The organism is Kitasatospora sp. NPDC058046, from assembly GCF_042885595.1.
Lineage (GTDB): Bacteria > Actinomycetota > Actinomycetes > Streptomycetales > Streptomycetaceae > Kitasatospora.
In genome coordinates, this window is sequence record NZ_JBHVRS010000004.1 from 14667 (window position 1) to 39356 (window position 24690).

Here is a 24690-nt window from a genome sequence, read left to right on the forward strand (position 1 = left end):
GTGGGCCGGAGGTCAGGTGTCCCGGCCGGCGGCCTGCCGGGGGATCGTCGGACGGATCCCGAGCAGCAGGGCCACCACGGGGACGGCGGCGTCGGCGCGGGCCCGGTCCAGCTCGCCGGCCTCGGCCCGGACGGCCGGGAGCTCGTCGAGCGGACCGGCCGCGACCCGGCCGCCGATGGTGGTGCGCACGCCCGCCTCCAGGGCGGCGAAGGTGCGGCGCAGCAGCGGCAGGACGTCGGTGAAGACCTCGTCGCCCACCCCGGTCAGCCACTCGTCCAGCAGGGCGAGCAGCCGCGGGTCGTGCAGCAGCAGGGCGCCGCCGCCGGTCAGGAAGCCCTCGACCCAACCGGCCGCGTCCGCCGGGGCGTTGGCGACGGAGAGCACCAGCCGGAGCCGGCGGCCGGCCTCCTCGGAGTCGAGCCGGCCGTCGTCCAGCAGCAGTCGCACGGCCCGGCCGCGCAGCAGCCCGGGGGCTCCGGTGGCCGGGCCGCCGGCCGGCTCGCGGCGGGCCAGCGAGCCCAGGGCGGCGGCCCAGCGGTCGGCCAGGCCGGCCAGGCCGTCGGGCTCCGGCACGGCGTCGGAGGCGGTGCTGGCGGTGGCGGTAGTGGTGTCGGCGGCGGCGGTGCCCGGATCGGCGGCCAGCAGGCCGATCGCGCCGTGCACCTCGTCGAGGCGGCCGCGCATCGTCGCCGCGCCCTCGGCGTCCAGGCCGACGCAGGCGGGCGGCAGCCCGACGCAGATCCGCTCGGCCAGGCCCGAGGCCGCCCCGGCCAGCGCGCCGTGGTCGGTGCCGCGCACGTCGCCGTAGCGCAGCGCCCGGACCAGGGCGGGCAGCGCGCCCGCGAGGTGCGCGACGTCGGTGTCCAGGGCCGCGCAGTCGGCGAGCACCCGCATCACCGCGGGCAGGGCGCCGGACAGCCCGGCCAGCAGGCAGGTCTCCACCAGGCCGGTCAGTTCGGCGAGTTCCTCGGCGGCCCGGGCGGTGCCGACGGCCTTGTTGGCCGCCGCCTCCTCGACCGTGGTGCCCCACTGGGCGGCCTCGGCGATCCGGACCGCGAACTCGGGCTGCCAGCACAGCCGCCAGCTCTCCCGGAACGTCCCGGTCGAGTTCACCGAGGAGCGCGCGGGCACGCCCCAGTCCACGCCCAGCAGCCGCAGCCGGTGCAGCAGCCGGGAGCGGGCCGCGTCGTTCTCCTTGCGCAGGTCGAGGTCGACGTCCTTCGGCGCGGCCTCGGGCTTGAGCCGCAGCGAGCGCTGCAAACGGGTCAGGTCGCGCTGGAGCGGCACCGCCGGTGCGGCGTCCGGGACCTCGCCGAGCGCGTCGCCGACCACCAGGCGGTCCCGGACCAGCTCCAGGGCGACGTCCGAGCCCTCGCAGAGCACCGCGCGCACGGCGTCCAGGGTCTCGGTCAGCCCGGCGAGCGGGCGGCCGCGCAGCACGGCCAGGGTCTCGGCGAGCCGGACCGCCTCGATCACGTGCGCGGAGGAGACCGGGTGGTCCTCGGCGCGCAGCAGGTCGGCGGCCCGGGTGAGCCAGCGCGGCACCGGGTCCCCGTCGGTGGTGAACAGGTGGTGGTACCAGCCGGGCGACTGCACGCCCGCGCCGTAGCCGGTGGCCTGGGAGAGCCGGCGGTGCGTCCACGGCACCCAGGTGATGTCCGTGCGCACCTTCTTCGGCAGGCCGGCGAGCAGCGCCCGGTCGTGGGCGACGGTGGGCATCCGCTCCAGCGCGGGGACGTGGAAGGCCCCGCAGACCACGGCGATCCGCAGGTGCCCGGCGCGCCGGGCGGCGCGGATCTGCTGGCGCATGTACGCCTCGCGCAGCTGGTCCCGGCGGGACTCGCCGAGGCCCTCGGCGCGCAGCGCGCCCATCGCCTCGGCGACGGCGGCGAACGGCGCCAGCGCGTCGGTGCCGGGCGCGCGGTGCTCGACCACGTCCTCCCACCAGCGCTCGGCGTCGTCGTGCCCGGCCGCCTCGGCGAGCAGCGCCAGCGGGTCGGCGACCGGGTCGGCACCGGCCTCCTCGGCGTCGTCCTCCTCGGCGTCGCCGGCCTCACCGTCCTCGGCAGGAACGGCGGGATCGACGGGCTCGGCGGGAACGGCGGGATCGACGGGCTCGGCGGGCGCGAAGCCGTACGCGGCGGGCAGGTCGATGAAGCGGACCGGCAGGTCGTGGTCCACGGCGTGCCGGATCGCCACCCACTCCGGGGAGAACTCGGCGTACGGCCAGAAGGCGGCCTTCGCCGGGTCGTCCACCGCGTGGGCGAGCAGCGCCACCGGCGGGACCAGGTCCTTCTCGGCCGCCAGGTGGACGATCGCGTCGGCCTCCGGCGGGCCCTCGATCAGCACCGCGTCCGGCCGCCACTGCGCCAGCGCGGCGGCCACCGCCCGGGCCGAACCGGGACCGTGGTGGCGGATGCCCAGCAGGGCGACCTCAGGGCTCGTCATACGGTCACCTCGCGGGCGGCGCGGTAGAAGTCCTTCCAGCCGTCGCGCTCGCGCACCACTCCTTCGACGTACTCGCGCCAGACGGCCCGGTCCGCCACCGGGTCGCGGACGACGGCGCCGAGGATGCCGGCCGTCACGTCCCCGGCCCGCAGCACGCCGTCGCCGAAGTGGGCGGCCAGCGCGAGCCCGTTGGTCACCACCGAGATCGCCTCGGCGGTGGAGAGGGTGCCGCTCGGGGTCTTGACCTTCGTCCGGCCGTCCACCGTGATCCCGGCCCGCAGCTCGCGGAAGACGGTGACCACGCGCCTGATCTCCTCGGCGCCGCCGGGCAGTTCGGGCAGGTCCAGGGAGCGGCCGAGCTGGCCGACCCGCCGGGTGACGATGTCGACCTCCTCGTCCAGCGAGCCCGGCAGCGGCAGCACCACGGTGTTGAAGCGGCGGCGCAGCGCGCTGGACAGCTCGTTGACGCCGCGGTCGCGGTCGTTGGCGGTGGCGATCACGTTGAATCCGCGCACGGCCTGCGTCTCGGCGCCCAACTCCGGTATCGGGAGCGTCTTCTCGGACAGGATGGTGATCAGACTGTCCTGCACGTCGGCCGGGATGCGGGTGAGCTCCTCGACCCGGGCGATCTTCCCGTCGGCCATCGCCCGCATCAGCGGCGAGGGCACCAGGGCGTCCCGGCTGGGCCCGTTGGTGAGCAGCTGCGCGTAGTTCCAGCCGTAGCGGACGGCCTCCTCGGGGGTGCCGGCCGTGCCCTGCACCAGCATCGTGGAGTCGCCGCTGATCGCCGCGGCCAGGTGCTCGGACACCCAGGTCTTCGCGGTGCCCGGCACGCCGAGCAGCAGCAGCGCCCGGTCCGTCGCCAGGGTCGTCACGGCGACCTCGACGATCCGGCGCGGGCCGATGTACTTGGGGGTGATCCGGGTGCCGTCGGGCAGTTCGCCGCCGAGCAGGTACGTCGCCACGGCCCACGGCGAGAGCTTCCAGCGCTCGGGGCGCGGACGGTCGTCCTGCGCGGCCAGCGCGGCCAGTTCACCGGCGAACGCGTCCTCGGCGTGCTGCCGCAGAACGTCGGTCATGGGGGCTCCTTCGGGTCGGCCGCCGGGCACACGGGTGCCCCGGGCGGAGTGGTGATCGGGGGGAGCCAGGTCGGCGTCCCGGCCTGTGGAACCAACCCTGCACCGAGCCACTGACAACCCGCCGGGGGCCGCGGACGGGCCGTCAGCCACTGTCAGTGCCGCCGCCTACGGTCGGTCGCATGGAGGAACGCTGGAGCACCGAACACGTCCTGTCCCTGGCACCTGACGCCGCCTCGCAGAAGGCCGCGGGCAAGCTCTCCGCGCCCGCGCCGTGGTCCGGCACCGGCACCGACGGCACCGCGCTCTGGGGCGAGTGCAAGGGCAGCGGCCGCACGCCGTACCGCACCGCGATCGAACTCGCCACGCCCGCCTACCAGTGCACCTGCCCCAGCCGGAAGTTCCCGTGCAAGCACGCGCTCGGGCTCCTCCTGCTGTGGAGCGGCACCCCGGCGGCCGTCCCGGCCGGCGAGCCCGCCGACTGGGTCTCCGAGTGGCTCGCCTCCCGCCAGGAGCGCGCCGAGAAGCGCGCGGAGAAGAAGGAGGAGGACCCGGAGGCCACCCGGCGCCGGCTCGAGAAGCGCGGCGCCAAGGTCGCGGTCGGCGCCGCCGAGCTGCGGCTGCGGCTGGCCGACCGGGTCCGGCACGGCCTGGCCGACCAGTCCACCGCCGGCCCCTGGGAGGAGGTCGCCGCCCGGATGGTCGACGCGCAGGCCCCCGGCCTGGCCGCCCGGGTCCGCGAACTGGACGCGCTGCCGCAGGAGCGGCTGCTGGAGGAGTACGCCATGCTGCACCTGCTCGCCACCGCCGCCACCCGGATGGACGAACTGCCGGCCGAACTGGCCGCCACCGTCCGCACCCGGGTCGGCTTCCCCGCGGACCCCGGCACGGCCGGCCCCACCGTCCGCGACCGCTGGCTGGTCCTCGGCACCCGGGACACCGCGGACGAGCGGCTCACCACCCGCCGGGTCTGGCTGCGCGGCGCCAAGACCGGCCGCCCGGCCCTGCTGCTCTCCTTCGGCCACCAGGGCCAGGCCCCCGCCCTCGCCCTGCCCACCGGCCGCCTGGTCGAGGCCGACCTCGCCTACTTCCCCGCCGCCCACCCGCTGCGCGCCGACCTCCGCGAGCGCTACGGCGCCCCCGAGCCGGGCCCCGCCGGCCCGCCCGCCGGGCTCACCGTCGCCGAGGCGGTGGCCGGCTACGGCACCGCCGTCGCCGACGACCCGTGGCTGGAGAGCCGGCCCACCGTGCTCGGCGACGTCGTCCCGGTCCGCACCCCGGACGGCTGGTTCCTGACGGACGGCCACCACACCGTGCCGGTCCGCGCCTCGGCCGTCCCGGAGGCCGCGCTGTGGCGGCTGGCCGCGGTCTCCACCGGCCGCCCGCTGACGGTCTTCGGCGAGTACGGCCACCAGGGCTTCGCCCCGGTCACGGCCTGGGCCGCCGACCAGCGCCCGGTCGGCCTCACCAACGTTTAGGGCGTGTCTTGTGGATCCCTGCCGGGCGCGCGACGCTCCCCCAGCCTTCGGCCGGGAGGTACCCCCAGGGCACAAACGCACCTCGCCGCGTTGTCGTCGGTCGCCAATGGCCCCCAGCCTTCGGCCGGGAGGTGCCCCCACCGCAGTGGCTCCCTCCTCCGCCTTGCGATGCACGCACCCCAACGCCGCGCCCTGATCCGACAAAACCCACAAGACACGCCCAGGAGCACCAGGAATGACGATCACCCAGGACCCGTGGGAGACCCTGCACACCAGCGCCCTGCTCGGCACCGACCGCCGTCCGCTCCCGGCCACCGCCCTGCCGCTCGCCGACGCCGTGGACCAGGGCGATCCGGCCACCGCCCTGCTGGAGCTGGCCGCGCTGGCCGCCGTCCGCCGCCGGGCCGGCGCGCTGCCCGTACCGGCCGACGGGCCGCCCGGCCCGCCCGCGGCCGAGGACACCCGCCCGGAGCTGCCCGAGCCGGCCGCCCGCCGGCTGGCCGTCCTGCTCTCGGGGCGCACCGGCGGCGACACCGGCGCCGGCGGCACCCTGGCCAACCTGTCCGAGCTGCTGCCGCAGTGGCTCGCCACCGCCCGGGCGAGCGGCCTGCGCCCGCCCGCCGCGCTGATACCCGGCCTGCTCGACGCCGCCCGCGCCCGCAGCGAACTGCGCTCCGACGCCGTGGCGTTGGCCGGTCCGCCGGGCCGCTGGCTGGCCGAGCAGAACCCCGACTGGCGGTTCGTGCTGCGCACCACCGCCCCCGAGCTGCCGCAGCGGCCCACCGACGACCGGCTCTGGCACGAGGGCCTGTTCGCCGAACGGGTCACCCACCTCACGCAGCTGCGCCGCCGCGATCCCGCGGCCGGCCTGGAGCTGCTGCGCGGCACCTGGTCCACCGAGCGCGCCGAGGACCGCCTGCTCTTCCTGGACGCCCTCCAGGACGGCCTCTCCCCCGCCGACGAACCGTTCCTGGAGGCCGCCCTCGGGGACCGCAGCAAGAACGTCCGGGCCACCGCCGCCGAGCTGCTCTCCACGCTGCCCGGCTCCGCGCTGGCCCGCCGGATGGCCGAGCGGGCGCGGGCCGCCGTCCGGCTCGCCGACACCGGCACGCACCTGCTGGTCACCCCGCCCACCGCGTGCGACGCGCAGATGCAGCGCGACGGGATCGCCCCCAAGTCGCCCACCGGGCGCGGTGAACGGGCCTGGTGGTTCGGCGAGTTGGTGGCCGCCGCACCGCTGTCGCTGTGGCCGGAGAGCACCGGGCTGACGCCCGGGCAGCTGCTCGCCCTGCGGGTCGGCGACAGCATCGACGAGACCAGCAGCAGCTGGGCCGACGACCTGCGGGAGGCCTGGGCGCGGGCCGCCGTCCGCCAGCAGGACGCCGACTGGGCCCGGGCGCTGCTCGGCCCGGCCCCGGTCCCGTCCGGGCGCGGCGCCCGGACCCGCGCGCTGCGCACCACCGGCGCCCCGGCCAAGCTGCTGGCCGTCCTCCCGCCGGAGGAGCGGGCGGTCTGGACGGCCGCGTTCATCACGGTGCACGGGCTGGGCGAGGCCTTCCAGCTGCTCGGCGCCTGCGCCACCCCGTGGACGCCGCCGCTGTCCACCGCCGTGGTGACCGCCCTGGCCCGGGCGGCGGCCTCCGGGGCGTACCCGTGGAGCCACAGCGGGGTGCTCGGGATGACGGAGCGCGCGCTCGCCCCGGAGACGGCCGCCGCGGTGGAGGAGCTGGCCGCCGGGGCCGCCCCGGACTCCGCGTGGTCCGAGACCTTCTCCCGGCTGGCCGGCACCCTGCGCTTCCGGGCGGCGATGCTCGCGGAGCTGGCGGGCTGAGGGCGGGCCGGGCCCGCGGTACGCCTCCGAAGACGACGGAGACGACGGAGACGACGGAGACGACGGAGACGACGGAGCGGGCCGGCCCCCGGGAGGGCCGGCCCGCTCGACGCGCCGTGGCTCAGCCGGCCCGCAGGTTCGACTCGACCCAGGCGACCACGTCCCGGGTCGGCGTGCCCGGGGTGAAGATGTCCGCGACGCCCAGCGCCTTGAGCTCGGCGATGTCCTCGTCCGGGATGATCCCCCCGCAGAAGACCTTGATGTCCTCCGCGTCGCGCTCCTTCAGCAGCTCCAACACCCGGGCGCACAGCGTCATGTGGGCACCGGAGAGGATCGACAGCCCGATGCCGTCCGCGTCCTCCTGGATCGCGGTGTCGACGACCTGCTCGGGCGTCTGGTGCAGTCCGGTGTAGATGACCTCCATACCGGCGTCGCGCAGGGCTCGCGCGATGACCTTGGCACCACGGTCGTGACCGTCGAGCCCGGGCTTGGCGACCACCACACGGATCGGCCCCGACACACTCATGACTGCCTCCTGGACCTCGTCGTCCACCATCCGACCGGGCCTCGTGGGCCGCCGGCGCGGTTAACGGTCGATAACCAACCTGAGGGGAGGTTAGCGCCACCCGGCACGGTTGACCGCGCCGCCCCCGAAGAGGAGGGCAAAGTCACAGCTCCGGGCCTTGCTACCAGCGGGTATACCCGTCCTTCCCGCAACCTCCGCACAGACCCCCCGGCCGACCCCTTGACATCCGGAGGTTTTTCCGGGGCGTCGTCCTTGGGACTACAGTCACGGCTGCCCTTGGGACTACAGTCACGGCTGTTCTCCCCTCGTCCGACGACGCCCGAGGCCCACCGAGGAGGCAGCCCCCGATGGCTCCCGATGCAGCCGCCCGTCCGACCCGCGCGGAGCTGCGCCTCGCCGCCCGCGAGCAGTCCCGTGCCCAGCGCCGCGGCGCCGCCAAGGCGGCCACCCGGACGGCCCTGTTCCGGGTCGCGCTGCCCTCGGTGGCCGCGCTCGGGGTGGCCGCCGCCGCGGCGGTCACCGTGCAGGGGGAGGCCGACCAGCAGCGCACCCAGGCCGCCGGACGGACGCCGCAGGCCACGGCGCCGGACACCGCGGCCGCGCACGCGGCGACCCAGGCGCTCGCGGCCGGCGCACCGGCCCAGGCCTCGCGCGGCGACGCCCGCCAGCCGCTGGCCGGCGCCCAGCCCACCGAGGCCCCCACCGCGCAGCCCACCGCCGAGCCGGCCCCCGAACCGGTCAAGCCCACGGTGGTCATGCCGGTCGCCCGGCACGGCCTCGGTGAACTGTTCGGCGAGGCCGGCACCCACTGGGCCAACCGGCACACCGGCATCGACTTCCCGGTGGACGGCGGCTCCGAGGTCTACGCCGTGACCGACGGCACGATCCGCACCCAGTGGAACCCGTTCTACGGCTACATGACGATCCTCAAGATGCCCGACGGCACCGAGGCCTGGTACTGCCACCTGCGGGCGTACAAGGTGCGCAAGGGCCCGGTGAAGCAGGGCGACGTGATCGCCTTCGTCGGCAGCAGCGGCAACAGCACCGGCCCGCACCTGCACTTCGAGATCCGGCCGCAGGGCAACGGGCCGATCGACCCGCTGCCCTGGCTCCTCTCGAACGGGCTGGACCCGCGCTAGCGGGTCGGAGCAGCTCCGCGGAGCAGAGCCGCTCCGCCGCTCAGAGCTTCTCCACCGGCGCGTAGCGCAGCAGCAGCTGCTTGCGCCCGTCGGTGCCGAAGTCGACGGTGGCCTGCGCCCGGTCGCCGACGCCCGTGACGGCCACCACCGTGCCCAGCCCGAAGCTGTCGTGGGTGACCCGGTCGCCGACCGCGAGCGAGACCGCCTCGCGCTCCACCAGCTGGCCGCCGCGCCGCGCCGACTGCCCCCAGCCGGCCTTCGGCTTGGCCGCCGCGGCCGACGAGGAGGAACGCGAACTCCCGCCCCCGGAGGAGGACTTGCCCCAGGACGAGCCCGAGGAGTAGCCGCGCTGGACCGGCGCCTGGGCCGCCCCGGTGCGCTTCCACTCCACCAGCGTCTCCGGGATCTCCTCCAGGAACCGCGAGGCCGGGTTGTAGGCCGGCTGCCCCCAGGCGCTGCGCAGCACCGAGCGGGTCAGGTACAGCCGCTCGCGGGCCCGGGTGAGCCCGACGTACGCGAGCCGGCGCTCCTCCTCCAGCTCCTTGACCTGGTTGAGCGCCCGCATGTGCGGGAAGATCCCGTCCTCCATGCCGGTCAGGAAGACGACGGGGAACTCCAGGCCCTTGGCGGTGTGCAGGGTCATCATCGTGATGACGCCCTGCCCGTCCTCGTCGTCGTCCGGGATCTGGTCCGAGTCGGCGACCAGCGCGACCCGCTCCAGGAAGTCGGCCAGCGAGCCGACCGGCGGCGTGCCCTCCTCGTCGGCGTCCGGCCGCTCGCCCGGGTCCTGCTCGTACTCCAGGGCGACGGAGGCGAGCTCCTGGAGGTTCTCCACCCGGGTCTCGTCCTGCGGGTCGGTGGAGGCCTGGAGCTCGGCCAGGTAGCCGGTCTCCTCCAGGACGGCCTCCAGCACCGCCGCCGGGCCCGCGCCCGACTCGACCACCTGGCGCAGTCCGGCCATCAGGGTGTTGAACTTCTTGACGGCGTTGGCCGAGCGCGCGGCCATCCCGTACGCCTCGTCGACCCGCACCAACGCCTGGGCGAAGGAGATCCGCTCCCGCGAGGCCAGCGCGTCGATCATCGCCTCGGCCCGCTCGCCGATGCCGCGCTTGGGCACGTTGAGGATCCGGCGCAGCGGCACGGTGTCCTCCGGGTTGGAGAGCACCCGCAGGTACGCCAGGACGTCCCGGACCTCCTTGCGCTCGTAGAAGCGCACCCCGCCGACGACCTTGTACGGCAGGCCGACCCGGATGAACACCTCCTCGAACACGCGGGACTGGGCGTTGGTCCGGTAGAAGATCGCGACGTCGCCGGGCTTGGCCTCGCCCTTGTCGGTGAGCCGGTCGATCTCGTCGGCGATGAACTGGGCCTCGCCGTGCTCGTCGTCCGCGACGTAGCCGACGACCTTCTCGCCGTGGTCCCCGGCCGTCCACAGCTTCTTCTCGCGGCGGTTGGCGTTGCGCTCGATGACGGCGTTGGCGGCGCTCAGGATGGTCTGGGTGGAGCGGTAGTTCTGCTCCAGCAGGATCGTGGTCGCGTTCGGGTAGTCCTCCTCGAACTGGAGGATGTTGCGGATGGTCGCGCCGCGGAAGGCGTAGATCGACTGGTCCGCGTCACCGACCACGCACAGCTCGGCCGGCGGCACCTCGGCCAGCCGCCCGGCCGCCGGGTTCACCAGCTCCCCGTCCACGGTGCGCCTGGGCGCGGCGGCGACGGATCCTCCGCTGAGCTCCCGGACCAGCATGTACTGGGCGTGGTTGGTGTCCTGGTACTCGTCGACCAGGATGTGCCGGAACCGGCGCCGGTAGTGCTCGGCGACGTCGGGGAAGGCCTGCAGCAGGTTCACCGTCGTCATGATGATGTCGTCGAAGTCCAGCGCGTTGGCCTCGCGCAGCCGCCGCTGGTAGAGCGCGTACGCCTCGGCGAGCTTCTTCTCCATCGGGTTGGCGGCCTGGTCGGCGAAGGTCTCCTCGTCGATCAGCTCGTTCTTGAGGTTGCTGACCTTCGCCGTGAACGACTTCGGCGGGTACTGCTTCGGGTCGAGGTCGAGGTCGCGGCAGACCAGCGACATCAGCCGCTGCGAGTCGGCCGAGTCGTAGATCGAGAAGCTGGAGGTGAAGCCCAGCTGCTTGGACTCGCGGCGCAGGATGCGCACGCAGGCGCTGTGGAAGGTGGAGACCCACATCGCCCGGGCGCGCGGGCCGACCAGCGCCTCGACGCGCTCGCGCATCTCGCCGGCCGCCTTGTTGGTGAAGGTGATCGCCAGGATCTCCCCCGGCTGCACCCCGCGGGCGCCCAGCAGGTGGGCGATCCGGTGGGTCAGCACCCGGGTCTTGCCCGAGCCGGCGCCGGCCACGATCAGCAGCGGCGAGCCCGCGTGCAGCACCGCCTCGCGCTGCGGGTCGTTCATCCCCTCCAGCAGCTGCGCCGGGTCCACCACCGTCCGCGCGGCACCGTTGCGGTACCAGGCGTCCCGCTCCGCCTCGGCGGCGTGGTCGGTCTGGAACAGGCCGTCCGGGATGGCCTCCTCGTACGCGTCGTACGGGGCCTCCTCCTCGTACGGCGGGGGCTCCTCACCGATGGCGTCGACGGGCGCGTCGGGCTGCTTCGACCCGGCGGCGGGTGCCTCGAAACCGGGGAGCGGAAGGTCGTCAAAGAGGCTACTCATGGCACATCGAGTCTATGGCCACCCACCGACAAGCCCGCCCGCCCCGGACGATCCGGGGCGGGCGGGCTCCGTGGCGGCGCCCCAGGACGCCGGGGTGCCTCAGACCAGGCGGCGGGCGGTGGCCCAGCGGGTCAGCTCGTGGCGGTTGCTGAGCTGGAGCTTGCGCAGGACGGCGGAGACGTGGCTCTCGACCGTCTTCACCGAGATGAAGAGCTGCTTGGCGATCTCCTTGTAGGCGTAGCCGCGGGCGATCAGCCGCAGGACCTCGCGCTCGCGCTGGGTGAGCCGGTCCAGGTCCTCGTCCACCGGCGGGGTGTCGGTGGCGGCGAAGGCGTCCAGCACGAAGCCGGCCAGCCGGGGCGAGAACACCGCGTCGCCGTCGGCGATCCGGAAGATCGCGTTCACCAGGTCGGTGCCGGTGATGGTCTTGGTGACGTAGCCGCGCGCGCCGCCGCGGATGACGCCGATGACGTCGTCGGCGGCGTCCGACACCGACAGCGCCAGGAACTTCACCCCGCCCTGCTCGCCCATCACCCCGACCGAGCGGCGCAGCACCTCGACGCCGCCGCCGCCCGGCAGGTGGACGTCGAGCAGCACCACGTCCGGCCTGGTCTCGGCGACCACGCGGACCGCCGAGTCCACGTCGTCGGCCTCGCCGACCACGTCGATGCCGGTCACCTCGGTGCGGCCGATCTCGGCCCTGACCCCCGTCCGGAACATCCGGTGGTCGTCCACCAGCACGACCCGGGCCGTGCGCTCCGGAGCTGCCTCAGTCATTCGTTCTCTCCATCTCCAGCTCGACCTCGGTGCCGCCGCCCGCCGCCGGCCGCACCCGTGCGGTGCCGCCGTTGCGCTTCATCCGGCCGATGATCGACTCCCGTACGCCCATCCGGTCCTCGGGCACCGTGTCGGGGTCGAAGCCGGGGCCGTGGTCGCGGACGAACACCGACACCGTCCTCCCCTCGACCTCGGCGTAGACCTGGACCGGTCCCCCGCCACCGTACTTGGCCGCGTTGACGGTCGCCTCCCTCGCGGCCTGCATCTGGGCCGCGATCCGCTCGTCCATCGGGCAGTCGCCGACGATCACCAGCTCGACCGGGACGCCGTGCCGGTCCTCGACCTCGGCGACGGCGGCCCGCAGGCTCTCCGCCATGGTGTCCGGCGCCGCCTCAGCGGCGGCCTCCGGGCGGTACAGCCACAGCCGCAGCTCGCGCTCCTGCGAGCGGGCCAGCCGCAGCACCTCCTTGGGGTCCTCGGCCCGGCGCTGGATCAGGGTCAGGGTGTGCAGCACGGAGTCGTGGATGTGCGCGGCGATCTCGGCGCGTTCCTGGGCCCGGATGCGGGCGGTGCGCTCGGCCCCGAGGTCCTGCCAGAGCCGCAGGCCGTACGGGCCGAGCAGCACCAGCACACCGGCCAGCACGGCGAGCGAGGCCTCGATCACCGAGGCGAGCGTGGAGCCGCTGCCCTGCATGGCGAGCAGCGCGATGGTGCCCGCGACGGCGAGCAGCACGCCGGCGCCGACCCGGGTGTAGGCACCGCGCCGCTTCTCGCCCTCCTCGATGCCGAACCAGCGCTGCCAGCGCGAGTCGTCGGCCTGCCGCCAGACCAGCGCCACGCCGACGCCGATCGCCAGCAGCGGCCAGGTGTACGGCTTGGCGGTCTGCCAGCCGAGCACGTTGAGCAGGGCGATCACGCCGACCACCGTCATCACCAGGGCGGCGAGCTGGCCGAGACCGCCCTGCCCGGCCTTGCCGGCCGACTCGGCCTCCTCCCCCTCCGCCGGGGCGCCCACCGGCTCGCCCTGCAGGGTGAGCTGGAGCAGCCGGCGCATCCGGCCCACCCAGCCGCCGGCCTGGCCGGCCTTGCTCAGCAGACCGCCCTGCACCCCCGGCGAGGCCGGGACGAACGCCCCGTTGAAGTACACCCACTGGGCGCCGGCGCGCTGCGAGGGCTCGCCGATGCCGATCGGCACCACGAACCAGAACGCGGCGTACAGCAGCGCGCCGATCCCCTGCGCGAAGAACAGCACGACGAAGGCGATCCGCACCCACCGCACCGGCAGCCCGAGGTGCACCGCCAGGCCGTGCGCGACGCCGCCCAGCATCCGTCCCTGCGGGCTGCGGTAGAGCCGGCGGTAGGGCGGCCGCCCGTCGTCGGGCGCGCTCGGGTCGGCGCCGGCCGACGACGCGGTGTCGGGGGCGATGGATCGGGGATCGGTACCGGGGGCTGCCACGCCACCGATGGTTCCACGCGGGCACCCGCGGGCGCATCAGGGTGTGTCCCCATCCCGTATCAGGGACAAGTCAGGGTACGGACAGGGCTCGACCCGGTTGGGCCGGGCGGTCCTCTGCCGGAAGGATGGTGTCCATGACCGAGGACCCCCGCATCGAGGAAACCGGGCCCGCCGCCCCGCCGGAACCGGACCGCCCGCCACTGACCAGGACCGAGCACCACCGCGTGGTGGCCGGCGTCTGCGGCGGCCTCGGCCGGCACCTGGACATCGACCCGGTGGTCTTCCGGGTCGTCACGGTGGTGCTCTGCCTCTCCGGCGGCCTCGGGCTGTTCCTGTACGGCCTGGCCTGGCTGATCGTCCCGACCGACGACGGGGCCAAGGGCCGCGGCGGGCGCACCGAGCTCCAGCGGGTGCTCACCGGGCGGGTGGACGGCCAGTCGGTCGGCGCGGTGCTGCTGACCGTGATCGGCACCGGGGTCTTCTTCTCCTCGATGGGTGACGGCGGCCAGCTGTTCCCGCTGCTGCTGCTCGCCGCCCTGGTCTTCCTGGCGGTGCGCTACGACCCGGACCGCCGCCGGGGCCGGGGGCGCGAGCACCGGAACGGCGGCCCGTACGACCGCCACTTCCCCGGGTCCGAGGGCACCGGCGGCACCGCCGCGGACGGTGCCGGGGCCTACCGCTGGCCGCGGCCGGAGCAGGACGGGTCCGCCCGGGCCGCCGGGAAGGCCCCCGCCGACGGCGCCGGCGGCTACCTGTGGGACCCGCGCCACCCGGAGCGCAACCCGTACGGGGCCACCGCCCCGGCCGCCCCGACCCCGCCCCACGGCACGCCGACCCCGCCGTACGGCACCCCGGTGCCGCCGGCCGGCACCCCGGCCCAGCCCTGGTGGCAGCGCGCCGACCTGCCGGAGGGCGACCCGCTGCGCAAGGAGGGCGCGAAGCGCCGCCCCGAGGCCGCCGCCGCACGGCGCCCCCGGGAGCGCTCGGCACTCGGCTTCTTCGGCTTCCTGCTGGCGATCGGCGCCGCCGCCGCGGTCTGGTCCGCCTCCGTCGACCGCGGCCACAACCCCACCGTGCTGAGCGCGACGGTGCTGGCCACCGCGCTGTTGGTGGTGGGCCTGACGCTGCTGGTCGGCGCGAAGTTCGGCCGGGCCCGGCGGCTGGCGGTGACCGGTCTGCTGCTCACCCTGGCGCTGGCCTTCGTCGGCCACTCGCCGGACTCCGTGCGCGACGCGGTGGGCGACCGCGCCTGGACCGTCGCCTCGGCGTCCGACCTGCACGACCGGTACAACCTGGGCGCCGGGGAGATCAGGCTGGACCTGTCCGGACTCGACCCGGCCGGGGCCGCCCTCGCCACCAAGGTCGACCTCGGCGTCGGCGACATGACCGTCACCGTGCCGGACGACGTGACGGTGAACCTGGTGACCCGGATCGGCCTCGGCAACGTCGCCCTCCCCGGTGACCGGAGCGACGGCACCGGGCGGCACACCTACCTGATCGGCCCTGCCAACGGGCAGCCGGCCAAGGGGACCCTCAATCTCGAACTCGGGATCGGGCTCGGCAACATCAAGGTGGTCCAGCAGTGAGGAAGCACCGGCTCGACCTGTTCTCGCTGATCGCGGGCGCGCTGTTCACGGTGATCGCCGTGCTCTACCTGGTCGCGGCGCTCAACGACCAGTCGGTGAACGGGCGGATCGTCATCCCGGTCACCTTCATCGTGCTCGGCGTCGGCGGCCTGGCCGGCGCGGTCGCGGCGGTGGCCCGGCGCGGCCGGCCCGACCGCGAGGAGTGACCCGCCCCGCCCGACCCTAGGGCGTCAGCTCTGCTGCGGGCCCAGGGTCAGCCGGTCCCCGTCCTTGCTGACGGCGTACCTGGGCAGCGGCTTGACCGCCGGCCCGTTGACCACCGCACCGGTCGCGGCGTCGAACCGGGAGCCGTGGCAGGGGCAGTACAGCTGGCCGTTCTTCGGCGCGTCCACGGCGCAGCCCGCGTGGGTGCACACGGCGGAGAAGGCGCAGTACTGGCCGGCCTTGGGCTGGACGATGTAGACGGCGTCCCCGGTGGCCGGGTCCTTGACCTGGGCCGAGCCGCCGACCGGCACGCTCGCGGCGGGCACCGCGGGGGCCGGGGCGGTGGCGGCCGGGGCGCCGGGGGCCGGGGCGCCGGAGGCCGGTGCCGCCGACTGCTTGGGCGCGGCCGTCCGGTCCCGGCCGAAGGTGCGGGTCAGCGAGCCGGTGAGCAGCCCGGCCCCGCCGATCGCGACGGCCGCGATCCCGCCGTCCACCAGGGCCCGGCGCTTGACGTGGTCCTCGCCCAGCCCGCGCTCGCGGTCCCGCCCGGCCCGGCGGGCCAGGTAGCCGTCCACCGACAGGTACGGCGTGCCGGCCAGCAGCAGCGGCGTCCAGGCCATCAGGTAGGCCAGGTCGTTGCCGAGGTAGTACGGCGAGACGCTCCAGCTGACGGTCAGCCACAGGCTGAGGTTGAGCAGGGCGCCGCCGAGCGCGGCGGCCCGGCCCCAGAGGCCGACCAGGGTGCCGAGGCCCACCGCCAGCTCGCCGAAGGCGATGGCGAGCGCGAACAGGGTCGGGTGGTCGAGGGCGGGGCCGAGCAGGAAGGAGATCGGGCTGCCGCCCGCCTTGGCGGCCTGGGTCTGCGAGACGAAGGAGGCCGGGTCGCCCGCTCCGGCCAGGAAGTGGGCGTCGGAGAGCTTGTCGAGGGCGGCATAGACGAACGTGACGCCGAGGAAGAGCCGCAGGGGCAGCAGCGCGTACCTGGACGCGAGCGCCCTCCGCTGCGCCGCCCGGGCGGCCCGGCCGGCCGCTCCCCCACCGGCCGGCACCGGGTTGCTGGCCTCCGACATCCCTCACACCTTCCCTCGCCGCCCGCCACTCCCTGACAGGTCCGGTCCGCATTCTGCCCGCTCCCGACCGCTTTCGGTGGGAGGTCCCTCCCGGAGAGCGGCGCCCGCACCGCGAAACGGCCGCGCCGTCGCTCCCTTCAGTACGGGAACGACGGCGCGGCCGTTCAGGCATCGGCCTCAGGACGAGGAAGCGCCCCGGCGACCGGTGGGAGGGGTCACTCCCACTCGATGGTGCCCGGCGGCTTGCTGGTGACGTCGACGACGACGCGGTTCACGTCGCGGACCTCGTTGGTGATCCGGGTGGAGATCTTCGCCAGCACGTCGTACGGCAGGCGCGACCAGTCGGCGGTCATGGCGTCCTCGGACGAGACCGGGCGCAGCACGATCGGGTGACCGTAGGTGCGGCCGTCGCCCTGCACGCCCACGCTGCGGACGTCGGCGAGCAGCACGACCGGGCACTGCCAGATCTCGCGGTCCAGACCGGCCGCGGTCAGCTCCTCGCGGGCGATCGCGTCGGCGTCGCGGAGCAGGTCCAGACGCTCCTTGGTGACCTCGCCGACGATCCGGATGCCCAGGCCCGGGCCCGGGAACGGCTGGCGCTGGACGATCTCCTCCGGCAGGCCCAGCTCCTGGCCGACCATCCGGACCTCGTCCTTGAACAGCTTGCGCAGCGGCTCGACCAGCTGGAACTGGAGGTCCTCGGGCAGGCCGCCGACGTTGTGGTGGGACTTGATGTTGGCGGTGCCCTCGCCGCCGCCGGACTCCACCACGTCCGGGTACAGGGTGCCCTGGACCAGGAAGTCGACCGACTCGCCGTGCTCGCCGGCCTCGGCGATGATCTCGGCCTGGGCCTGCTCGAACACGCGGATGAACTCGCGGCCGATGATCTTGCGCTTCTCCTCGGGGTCGGTGACCCCCTTCAGCGCGTTCAGGAAGCGCTCGGAGGCGTCGACGACCTTCAGCTGGACGCCGGTGGCGGCCACGAAGTCCTTCTCGACCTGCTCGGTCTCGCCCTTGCGCATCAGGCCGTGGTCGACGTAGACGCAGGTCAGCTGGTCGCCGATGGCGCGGTTGACCAGCGCGGCCGCGACCGCGGAGTCCACGCCGCCGGACAGACCGCAGATGGCGCGCTTGTCGCCGACCTGCTCGCGGATCAGGGCGACCTGCTCCTCGACCACGCTGCCGGTGGTCCAGGTGGGGGCGATGCCGGCGCCGCGGTAGAGGAAGTGCTCCAGGATCTGCTGGCCGTGGTCGGAGTGCAGCACCTCGGGGTGGTACTGGACGCCGTACAGCCGGGCCTCGTCGTTCTCGAAGGCCGCGACCGGGACCAGGTCGGTGGAGGCGGTGACGGCGAAGCCCTCGGGGGCGGCCGAGCAGGCGTCGCCGTGCGACATCCACACCGAGTGCTGCGCCGGAACGCCCTCGAACAGGGTGGAGCCGCTGCGGGAGACGGTCAGCGGGGTGCGGCCGTACTCGCGGGCGCCGTTGTTGTCGACGGTGCCGCCGAGGGTCTTGGCCATCAGCTGGAAGCCGTAGCACATGCCGAAGACCGGGACACCGGCCTCGAAGATCGCGCGGTCGATCTGCGGCGCGCCCTCTTCGTAGACCGACGACGGGCCGCCGGAGAGGATGATCGCCTTGGGGTTCTTGGCGAGCATCTCGGCGACCGGCATGCTGCTCGGCACGATCTCGCTGTAGACCCGCGCCTCACGCACCCGACGGGCGATGAGCTGGGCGTACTGGGCGCCGAAGTCGACCACCAGAACGGGGTCGTTGTCCGGCGCGGACTGGACGGGAATTGCAGAGGACACAGACGGCCTTCCGGCAGCGGTATCGAGGTGCCCGCGCGTGACCGCCTCCCCGGCAGGGGGGCTGCGGCTGCGGCGGACGGTGTGGGGTGTCTGGACACCGATTCTACCGGGCTGTCCGGTTTCACTCGTCTGCCCGTCCGAACGACCGTGACCGGGCGGGGCGGCGGTTCGTTGCTTCCTACGAACGTACGGCCGCGGCGCGTCCGCCAGACGCGCCGCCCGCCCCCGCGGGGGCACCGCCGTACGGCAGCAGGACCACGCGTGGAGTTCCATCCCAGTCCACCGGCGCACGTGGTGCCGCCGCCCGGCCCGCCGGGCAGCGGCACCGTGGGACCGTGCGCGGGTGCCGCGGCCGGCCAGCAGGGGACAGCGACCCCGGCCGCGACTGGGCCGAGAGGTGGGACGGCCGGAGTCCGGGGACGCCCGGGGCCGGCCGTCGCACCCCCGGTCCGGTCCGGTGCGCGCCCGGGCGCACTCCCCCCTTCACCCCGCGCCGCTACGCGCGTCCCCGTGCGCCACAACCATCCGGACCACTACGCACCGTGATCATCGACGGCGGCCCCGGCAGGAAATGCTCTGTGCCGAACTGTGCCGAACCGGTTGCAGAGCGAGCCCTCCGTCCAGCACGATGCTCGTTGTACGCGGTTCTCCCGGCGCCTCACGGCTCACCGAGGGGGCCCGCGACGGCGTTCTCCGCAGCCGCGCCACGGAAGGCGGCCGCGGTTCCTCAGTTCACGCTCCGTGAGCGTAGGACCGGCGCAGACCTGTGCGCCGAGCCACCGCGCACGGGCGTGCGCGCCCCGCGCGGCCGGCCACCCACGCCGGAGCCGCGCGGCGCGCCCCGAAGCCGACCGACCCGACGGCGCTCCTCCCCCGGCGCCGTCACCCCAGCACCGGCGCGGCCCTGACGCCGAGTGCTGAACGACAAAGGGCCCCGTTCCCCCGCGGGGCCCTTTGCCCTTTCCTCTTCCTCAGGGATGCGCGCTCAGGGGCACCCGCTCAGGGGTGCTCGCGCCACACGCTCGGGTCGACCGGCTCCTCGGCCGGAGGCGGCGGCACCGCGCCGGGCACCGGCCTCCCGCCGGTCGGGGCGGGCGGCTCCTCGTGCGAGCCGAGCACCTCGCTCACCCCGCCGCCGGGGGCGAACGGCGCGTCCTGCGGCGCGTCGGCCTGCGGCGGCACCCCGTGCCCCGGAACGCCCTGGGCCGGCACCCCCTGGGCCGGAACGCCGTACGGCGGCGTCGCGTACGGCACCTGCGGCGGCACCGCCGGATGGGGCACCGTGCCCCGCCCCGGGGCGAACGGGGACTCGGCGTACGGCACGGCGCCCTGCGGCGCACCCGCGCCCCGGCCGCGGAAGGCCGCCAGCAGCGGCGGCACCAGCAGCGCGCCGGCCAGCGCCCAGACCGCGTTGGCCACCAGCACGCTCACGAAGGCCAGCCCGCCCGACTCCTCCTGGGAGATCTCCATCCGCGCCGAGCCGATCCAGCCCGAGCTGGACGTGGTCCGCGTCATCAGCACGCCGGAGACCGTCATCAGCAGGGTGAGCGCCCCGGCGTGCACGGCGGCCAGGCGCAGCCGGTCGGCCGCGTCCAGCCCCCGCCGGAACGCCACCCGGCCGAGCAGGGCCGCCGAGACGAGCGCGAGCAGCCCGGCCCAGCGCCAGTCGCCGGTCAGGTCGTGCAGGTCGAAGAAGGAGAAGTCGGTCTCGCTGCTGCGGTCGCCCCAGGAGGAGTCGCCGCGGGAGCCGTCGCTGCCGGACAGGCCGGAGTGCGCCCGGAAGGTCGCCCCCGAGCCGAAGCCGAGCAGGTTGAGGCCGAGGTTGGGCAGGAAGGCCAGCGAGATCCCGGTCTGCGCCCCGCTCTCGCTGGTGGCCGCGACCAGGACGAAGGCCGTCACCGAGGACAGCCCCACCGTGACCGCCAGCGCCTGGCCGGCGGCCAGCGCGGACACCGCCCAGCCGCGCACCGCGCGGCTGCGCCAGGCGGCCCAGCGCAGCGCGTCGGTGCCGTGGACGAGGAAGGCCAGCAGGCCGGCCAGCACCGCGGTCCAGGCGACCGCCTCCAGCCAGCCGGAGCCCGCGGTGATCAGCGGTTGACCGGACTTCTGGGCGCCGGAGCCGAAGTCGCCGAAGTAGTCGGGTTTCGCGGCGCGGCCCGAGGGGTTCCATTCGGTGCCGCCGAGCAGCCCGAGCAGTCCGCTCACCGCCGCGAGGACCAGGGCGGTGCGCAGCGCCTCGGCGGCGGCCTGGCCCCGGGTGAGCTGGCCCACCACGGCCTTGCGCCGGCGCAGCCCGGCCCGCAGGCCGAGCCAGAGCGCCAGGCACCACAGGACGGTGACGGTCATCGGCAGCACCCGGAGGGCGATCTCCAGCCGGTCGGTCCGGTCGTGGCCGAGCGGGCTCTGGTAGCCGAGCCGGAACGGTGCGCCGAGGGCGTTCAGGGCCATCGACACCGCCGAGCCGAAGCGCTCGCCGAAGCCGGCCGACTGGAACCGGTACTCGTACTGGTAGTCGCTCGGGATCGCCGCGATGAGCGCGGCGGCCAGCAGGACGAGGGTCGGCGCGACGGCGACCTTGACGGCCGGGCGCCAGTCCGCGGCGGTCAGCAGGCGCTGGAAGGCGGGCTGCTTGTCGTACTCCTGCCCGGCACCCCAGCTGCCCAGGGCGGGCGGGACCGCGGCCACCGGCCCGTACCCCGGCTGGGGTCCGTACCCGGGCTGCGGTCCGTACGGCGGCGGGACGGGCGGAGCCGCACCCGGCGGAGGCGGCGGGACGGGCGGGGCGGCGGGCGGGGCGGCGGCCGCCGGGGCAGGGGGCGCGAACGGCCGACCGCACGACCCGCAGGCGGGCGCCCCCTCCTCCGAAGTCGCCCCGCACGATGTGCAGTTGGCCATGGCCCGCGTTCCCCCCGCTCGACGAGTCCCTGGCCGCTCCAGGGAGCCCGTTTATCCCATCGGACCCGAACGGATGTCAACCGGGAACCGGGGCAGGCGGATTGGCCCGTCGGGCCGGTTTCAGCCGCGCTTCTTCGGGACCTCCGGGACGGGCAGCAGCGGCAGCCGCAGCGCGCCGAACGCGCCCTCGGGCACGGCCGGCCGGGCCGGCGCCACCGCCGCCACCCGCAGGTACTCCGCGCCCTGGGCCGGGCGCTGGTCCGCCTCGCCCTTGTTCGGCCACATCGACATGGCGCGCTCGGCCTGGGCGGTGATGGTGAGCGAGGGGTTGACGCCCAGGTTGGCGGAGACGGCCGAACCGTCCACCACGCTGATCCCGGGGTAGCCGTACAGCCGGTGGTACGGGTCCACCACGCCGGTCTCGGGGGCGTCGCCGATCGGGCAGCCGCCGAGGAAGTGCGCCGTCATCGGGATGTCGAAGATCTCGCCGACGGTGCTGCCCGGGAAGCCGTTGATCTCGTCGGCCAGCGCCTGGGCGCCCTGTTCCGCCGCCGGGATCCAGGTCGGGTTGGGTTCGCCGTGGCCCTGGCCGGAGGTGAGCCGGGCCTTGCCGAGCGGGCCCTTCTTCAGCGAGACGGTGATCGAGTTGTCCAGCGACTGCATCACCAGGCCGATGATCGTCTTCTCGGACCAGCGGCGCTGGTTCATCGAGCGGGCGAAGGTCACCGGGTGGAGCGCCGTGTTGCCCAGGTAGCGCAGCCAGCGCGGGACCGCCCCACCGCCCCTGACCTGGGCGATGGACAGCGCGCCCATCGCGTTGGAGCCCTTGCCGTAGCGGACCGGCTCGATGTGGGTGTTGGCGTCCGGGTGGATCGAGGAGGTGATCGCCACGCCCTTGGTGAAGTCCGCCTTGCCGCCGTAGCGCCGGTCGGTGGTCTGCGCGCCCACCAGGGCCTCGGAGTTGGTGCGGGTCAGCTCGCCCAGCCGCGCCGAGATCCGGGGCAGGTGGCCGCCGTCCCGCATCCGGTGCAGCAGCGACTGGGTGCCGTAGGTGCCGGCCGCGACGACCACCCGGGCCGCGGTGACGGTCCGCGCGCCCGCCTTCACCCGGTCGGTCCTCGACCGCGCGTCGGTGCGGCGCACGTCCACCGCGTAGCCGCCGCTCCCGTCGGCCCCTTCGATCTCCCGGATCCGGGCCACCGTGGTGAGCGGGTGGATCTCCGCCCCGCCCCGCTCGGCCAGGTACAGGTAGTTCTCGGTGAGCATGTTCTTGGCGCCGTGCCGGCAGCCGGTCATGCACTCGCCGCACTCCACGCAGGCCTTGCGGGCCGGGCCGGCGCCGCCGAAGTACGGGTCGGCGACCTCGCTCCCGGGGGCCGCCTTGGCGGTGCCGTCGGTGTCCTCGCCGTCGCCGAAGAAGACCCCGACCGGCGCCATGTGGAAGGTGTCGCCGACGCCCATCCGCTCGGCGGCCGCCTTGAGGTGGACGTCGGAGGGGGTGAGGGTCGGGTTGAGCCGGACCCCGAGCATCCGCTGCGCCTGGTCGTAGAACGGCGCCAACTCCTGCTGCCAGTCGGTGATGTGGCGCCACTGGCGGTCCTCGAAGAAGGCCTTCGGCGGCACGTACAGGGTGTTGGCGTAGTTCAGCGAGCCGCCGCCGACCCCGGCGCCGGCCAGGATCAGCACGTTGGCCAGCAGGTGGATCCGCTGGATGCCGTACAGCCCGAGCGCCGGCGCCCACAGGTAGTTCGGCAGGTCCCAGGAGTTCCTGGGCAGTTCGTCCCGGTCGAAGCGCCGGCCGGCCTCCAGGACGGCGACCCGGTAGCCCTTCTCGGTCAGCCGCAGGGCCGCGACCGAACCGCCGAAGCCGGACCCGACCACCACCACGTCGTAGTCGAACTCCGCCGCACCGCCGGACTGCACCATCTGCCACCGCTCCTTCACCGGGTGAACCTGCCTGTGGGTACCGCGAACCGGGCCCCGCCGCAGGTGCGGGGCCCTGGGGCCTGTCTGCGGGGGCCTACTTGAAGCGCAGCGCCTTGAGCACCCGCAGCCCGCCGGTCATCAGGGCGGCGAACTGCTTGTCGTCCAGGCCGAACGAGGGCGCGATCGGCATCAGCCGCTGGGTCGCGACGGTCTGCGCCTCGGTGAAGCGCAGGATGCCCTCCGCGCCGTGCCGGCGGCCCAGCCCGGAGTCGCCCATGCCGCCCATCGGCGAGCCGACCGAGCCGTACGCGGCGGCGTACGCCTCGTTGACGTTGACCGTGCCGGTGCGCAGCCGGGCCGCGACCGCCCGGCCGCGCCGCAGGTCCCTGGTCCAGACGCTGGAGTTCAGGCCGTACGGCGTGGAGTTGGCGGCGGCCACCGCCTCCTCCTCGGTGTCGAAGCGGTAGAGGGAGACGACCGGGCCGAAGGTCTCCTCGGCGCAGACCGCCATCTCCGGGGTGACGCCGTCGAGGATGGTCGGCTCGTAGAAGAGCGGGCCGAGGTCCGGCCGGGCGCGCCCGCCGGCCACCACGGTGGCGCCCGCCTTGACCGCCTCCTCCACGTGCCGGCCGGTGGTCTCCAGCTGGCGGGCGGAGACCAGCGAGCCCATGTCCGCGCCGTACGCGAGGCCGCCGCCGAGGCGCAGCGCCCGGGTGCGGGCGGCGAAGCGCTCCAGGAACTCGTCGGCCACCGAGCGGTGCACCAGCAGCCGCTCGATCGAGATGCAGAGCTGTCCGGCGGAGGAGAAGCAGGCCCGTACGGCGCCCGCGGCGGCCGCGTCGAGGTCGGCGTCGGCGAGCACCAGCATGGCGTTCTTGCCGCCGAGTTCGAGCGAGGCGCCGACCAGCCGGGCGGCGGCGCGCTGGGCGACGTCGCGGCCGGTGCGGGTGGAGCCGGTGAACGAGACGTAGTCGGCGTGCTCCACCACGGCGGGGCCGATCACCGGGCCGTCGCCGATCACGATCTGCCACAGGTCGGCGGGCAGTCCGGCCTCGATCAGCAGCTCGCGGGCCCACAGCGCGGTCAGCGCGGTCTGGGTGTCGGGCTTGTTGACCACCGCGTTGCCGGCCACGAAGGCCGGCAGGGCGTCGCCGACGGACAGCTCCAGCGGGTAGTTCCACGGCGAGATGTGGCCGACCACGCCCTTGGGGCGGCGGGCCTCGACGGCGTGGGTGAGCACCGGCAGCGCGCCGCCGTGCCGCTTGTCCTTGAGGTACCCGTGCGCGGCCCGCCCGTAGTGCCGGGCGGCCATGGCGACGGCCAGCACCTCCTCGAAGGCGTGCAGCCGGGCCTTGCCGGTCTCCGCCTGGACGAGGTCCAGCACCTCGTCCTGCCGCTTGAGCAGCAGGTCGTGGAAGCGCAGCAGGACGGCGGCGCGGCGGCGCACCGGCAGCGCGGCCCAGGCCCCCTGGGCGCGGCGGGCCAGCTGGAAGGCGACCTCGACGTCGGCCGGGGTGGACTGCGGCAGGCTGGCCAGCCGTTCGCCGGTCAGCGGGGCGACGGTCTCCACCAGGTCGGGTTCACCGGTGGCGGTGACGCCGGTGGCCAGCCTGGCGACCAGGGACGGCGGGACGGCCGCGGCGACGGTCCGGCCGCCGCCGGGGGCCGCCGGGTTGCCGGCGCCGGAGGGTTCGGTGGCCACTGCGTCTGCTGTGAGGTCCGACATACGGCGCAGCCTAGGCGCTCGGCGGCCGGTCCGGTACCCGTCGGTAACAAGAATCTGCCGCAGTCGGGCGAAA

16 protein-coding genes are annotated in these 24690 nt (G+C 75.0%); 5 read left to right on the plus strand and 11 right to left on the minus strand.

The features are described from left to right. Window positions 1–12: 12 nt before the first annotated feature. Window positions 13–2448: a DUF5682 family protein gene (locus ACFVU7_RS09805; RefSeq protein WP_388044850.1), complete on the minus strand. Its 2436-nt coding sequence runs from the start codon at window positions 2446–2448 to the stop codon at window positions 13–15. Beyond that, a complete protein-coding gene (locus ACFVU7_RS09810) occupies window positions 2445–3527 on the minus strand; it encodes an AAA family ATPase (RefSeq protein ID WP_049659200.1) in 1083 nt (360 codons plus the stop codon). Before ACFVU7_RS09810 ends, ACFVU7_RS09805 begins: the two co-directional genes overlap by 4 nt. Before the next feature lie 179 nt (window positions 3528–3706). Here ACFVU7_RS09810 and ACFVU7_RS09815 point away from each other — a divergent pair, with 179 nt between their 5' ends. Both ACFVU7_RS09815 and ACFVU7_RS09820 read left to right on the plus strand, forming a co-directional pair. Continuing rightward, window positions 3707–5002 carry an SWIM zinc finger family protein gene (locus ACFVU7_RS09815; RefSeq protein WP_388044851.1) on the plus strand — a complete coding sequence of 432 codons (1296 nt, stop codon included), beginning with the start codon at window positions 3707–3709 and terminating at the stop codon, window positions 5000–5002. Window positions 5003–5237: 235 nt separating this feature from the next. Continuing rightward, window positions 5238–6833, plus strand: coding sequence for a DUF5691 domain-containing protein (locus ACFVU7_RS09820; protein ID WP_388044852.1), 1596 nt, complete (start codon window positions 5238–5240; stop codon window positions 6831–6833). Between the two features lie 121 nt (window positions 6834–6954). Here the strand turns inward: ACFVU7_RS09820 and ACFVU7_RS09825 are convergent, their stop codons facing one another. After that, entirely contained in the window at window positions 6955–7359 is a 405-nt protein-coding gene (locus tag ACFVU7_RS09825) for a cobalamin B12-binding domain-containing protein (protein ID WP_049660544.1), read from the minus strand. Between the two features lie 347 nt (window positions 7360–7706). Here ACFVU7_RS09825 and ACFVU7_RS09830 point away from each other — a divergent pair, with 347 nt between their 5' ends. Further along, window positions 7707–8498 carry a M23 family metallopeptidase gene (locus ACFVU7_RS09830; RefSeq protein ID WP_388044853.1) on the plus strand — a complete coding sequence of 264 codons (792 nt, stop codon included), beginning with the start codon at window positions 7707–7709 and terminating at the stop codon, window positions 8496–8498. A gap of 40 nt (window positions 8499–8538) precedes the next feature. On the opposite strand, the gene pcrA is transcribed toward ACFVU7_RS09830, so the two are convergent. The 3 genes from pcrA to ACFVU7_RS09845 form a co-directional block, all read right to left on the minus strand. Beyond that, window positions 8539–11166 carry a DNA helicase PcrA gene (pcrA, locus tag ACFVU7_RS09835; protein WP_049658374.1) on the minus strand — a complete coding sequence of 876 codons (2628 nt, stop codon included), beginning with the start codon at window positions 11164–11166 and terminating at the stop codon, window positions 8539–8541. A gap of 99 nt (window positions 11167–11265) precedes the next feature. After that, on the minus strand, window positions 11266–11943 hold the full coding sequence (locus tag ACFVU7_RS09840) for a response regulator transcription factor (protein WP_049658372.1): 678 nt from the start codon (window positions 11941–11943) through the stop codon (window positions 11266–11268). Then, the gene (locus ACFVU7_RS09845; protein WP_380717728.1) at window positions 11936–13399 is read right to left on the minus strand and encodes a PspC domain-containing protein; all 1464 of its coding nucleotides are present in this window, start codon (window positions 13397–13399) and stop codon (window positions 11936–11938) included. Before ACFVU7_RS09845 ends, ACFVU7_RS09840 begins: the two co-directional genes overlap by 8 nt. Before the next feature lie 134 nt (window positions 13400–13533). Between ACFVU7_RS09845 and ACFVU7_RS09850 the strand changes: the two genes are divergently transcribed. Together ACFVU7_RS09850 and ACFVU7_RS09855 are read left to right on the plus strand one after the other, a co-directional pair. Continuing rightward, a complete protein-coding gene (locus ACFVU7_RS09850) occupies window positions 13534–14985 on the plus strand; it encodes a PspC domain-containing protein (protein ID WP_388044854.1) in 1452 nt (483 codons plus the stop codon). Further along, a complete protein-coding gene (locus ACFVU7_RS09855; RefSeq protein ID WP_049661234.1) occupies window positions 14982–15191 on the plus strand; it encodes a hypothetical protein in 210 nt (69 codons plus the stop codon). The genes ACFVU7_RS09850 and ACFVU7_RS09855 overlap by 4 nt, the downstream gene beginning before the upstream one ends. A 24-nt stretch (window positions 15192–15215) precedes the next feature. Here the strand turns inward: ACFVU7_RS09855 and ACFVU7_RS09860 are convergent, their stop codons facing one another. From ACFVU7_RS09860 to ACFVU7_RS09880, 5 genes are all read right to left on the minus strand, one after another. Continuing rightward, a complete protein-coding gene (locus tag ACFVU7_RS09860; RefSeq protein WP_074003935.1) occupies window positions 15216–16259 on the minus strand; it encodes a Rieske 2Fe-2S domain-containing protein in 1044 nt (347 codons plus the stop codon). 215 nt (window positions 16260–16474) lie between these two features. Continuing rightward, the gene (gene guaA / locus ACFVU7_RS09865) at window positions 16475–18070 is read right to left on the minus strand and encodes a glutamine-hydrolyzing GMP synthase (RefSeq protein ID WP_049659666.1); all 1596 of its coding nucleotides are present in this window, start codon (window positions 18068–18070) and stop codon (window positions 16475–16477) included. A 999-nt stretch (window positions 18071–19069) separates the two neighbouring features. After that, window positions 19070–20755: a hypothetical protein gene (locus ACFVU7_RS09870; protein ID WP_388044855.1), complete on the minus strand. Its 1686-nt coding sequence runs from the start codon at window positions 20753–20755 to the stop codon at window positions 19070–19072. 330 nt (window positions 20756–21085) lie between these two features. Then, window positions 21086–22891, minus strand: coding sequence for a GMC family oxidoreductase (locus tag ACFVU7_RS09875; protein ID WP_049657027.1), 1806 nt, complete (start codon window positions 22889–22891; stop codon window positions 21086–21088). A gap of 94 nt (window positions 22892–22985) precedes the next feature. After that, window positions 22986–24617, minus strand: a complete 1632-nt coding sequence (locus ACFVU7_RS09880; protein WP_049657028.1) for a succinic semialdehyde dehydrogenase — start codon at window positions 24615–24617, stop codon at window positions 22986–22988. Window positions 24618–24690: the final 73 nt, after the last annotated feature.

Bases quoted from the DNA above. Each gene is read 5' to 3' on its own strand.
- ACFVU7_RS09850 (WP_388044854.1), top strand. From the start codon at position 13,534: ATGACCGAGGACCCCCGCATCGAGGAAACCGGGCCCGCCGCCCCGCCG.
- ACFVU7_RS09815 (WP_388044851.1), top strand. From the start codon at position 3,707: ATGGAGGAACGCTGGAGCACCGAACACGTCCTGTCCCTGGCACCTGAC.
- ACFVU7_RS09840 (WP_049658372.1), bottom strand. From the start codon at position 11,943: ATGACTGAGGCAGCTCCGGAGCGCACGGCCCGGGTCGTGCTGGTGGAC.
- ACFVU7_RS09825 (WP_049660544.1), bottom strand. From the start codon at position 7,359: ATGAGTGTGTCGGGGCCGATCCGTGTGGTGGTCGCCAAGCCCGGGCTC.
- pcrA (WP_049658374.1), bottom strand. From the start codon at position 11,166: ATGAGTAGCCTCTTTGACGACCTTCCGCTCCCCGGTTTCGAGGCACCC.
- ACFVU7_RS09830 (WP_388044853.1), top strand. From the start codon at position 7,707: ATGGCTCCCGATGCAGCCGCCCGTCCGACCCGCGCGGAGCTGCGCCTC.
- ACFVU7_RS09820 (WP_388044852.1), top strand. From the start codon at position 5,238: ATGACGATCACCCAGGACCCGTGGGAGACCCTGCACACCAGCGCCCTG.
- ACFVU7_RS09805 (WP_388044850.1), bottom strand. From the start codon at position 2,448: ATGACGAGCCCTGAGGTCGCCCTGCTGGGCATCCGCCACCACGGTCCC.
- ACFVU7_RS09875 (WP_049657027.1), bottom strand. From the start codon at position 22,891: ATGGTGCAGTCCGGCGGTGCGGCGGAGTTCGACTACGACGTGGTGGTG.
- ACFVU7_RS09860 (WP_074003935.1), bottom strand. From the start codon at position 16,259: ATGTCGGAGGCCAGCAACCCGGTGCCGGCCGGTGGGGGAGCGGCCGGC.
- ACFVU7_RS09810 (WP_049659200.1), bottom strand. From the start codon at position 3,527: ATGACCGACGTTCTGCGGCAGCACGCCGAGGACGCGTTCGCCGGTGAA.
- ACFVU7_RS09880 (WP_049657028.1), bottom strand. From the start codon at position 24,617: ATGTCGGACCTCACAGCAGACGCAGTGGCCACCGAACCCTCCGGCGCC.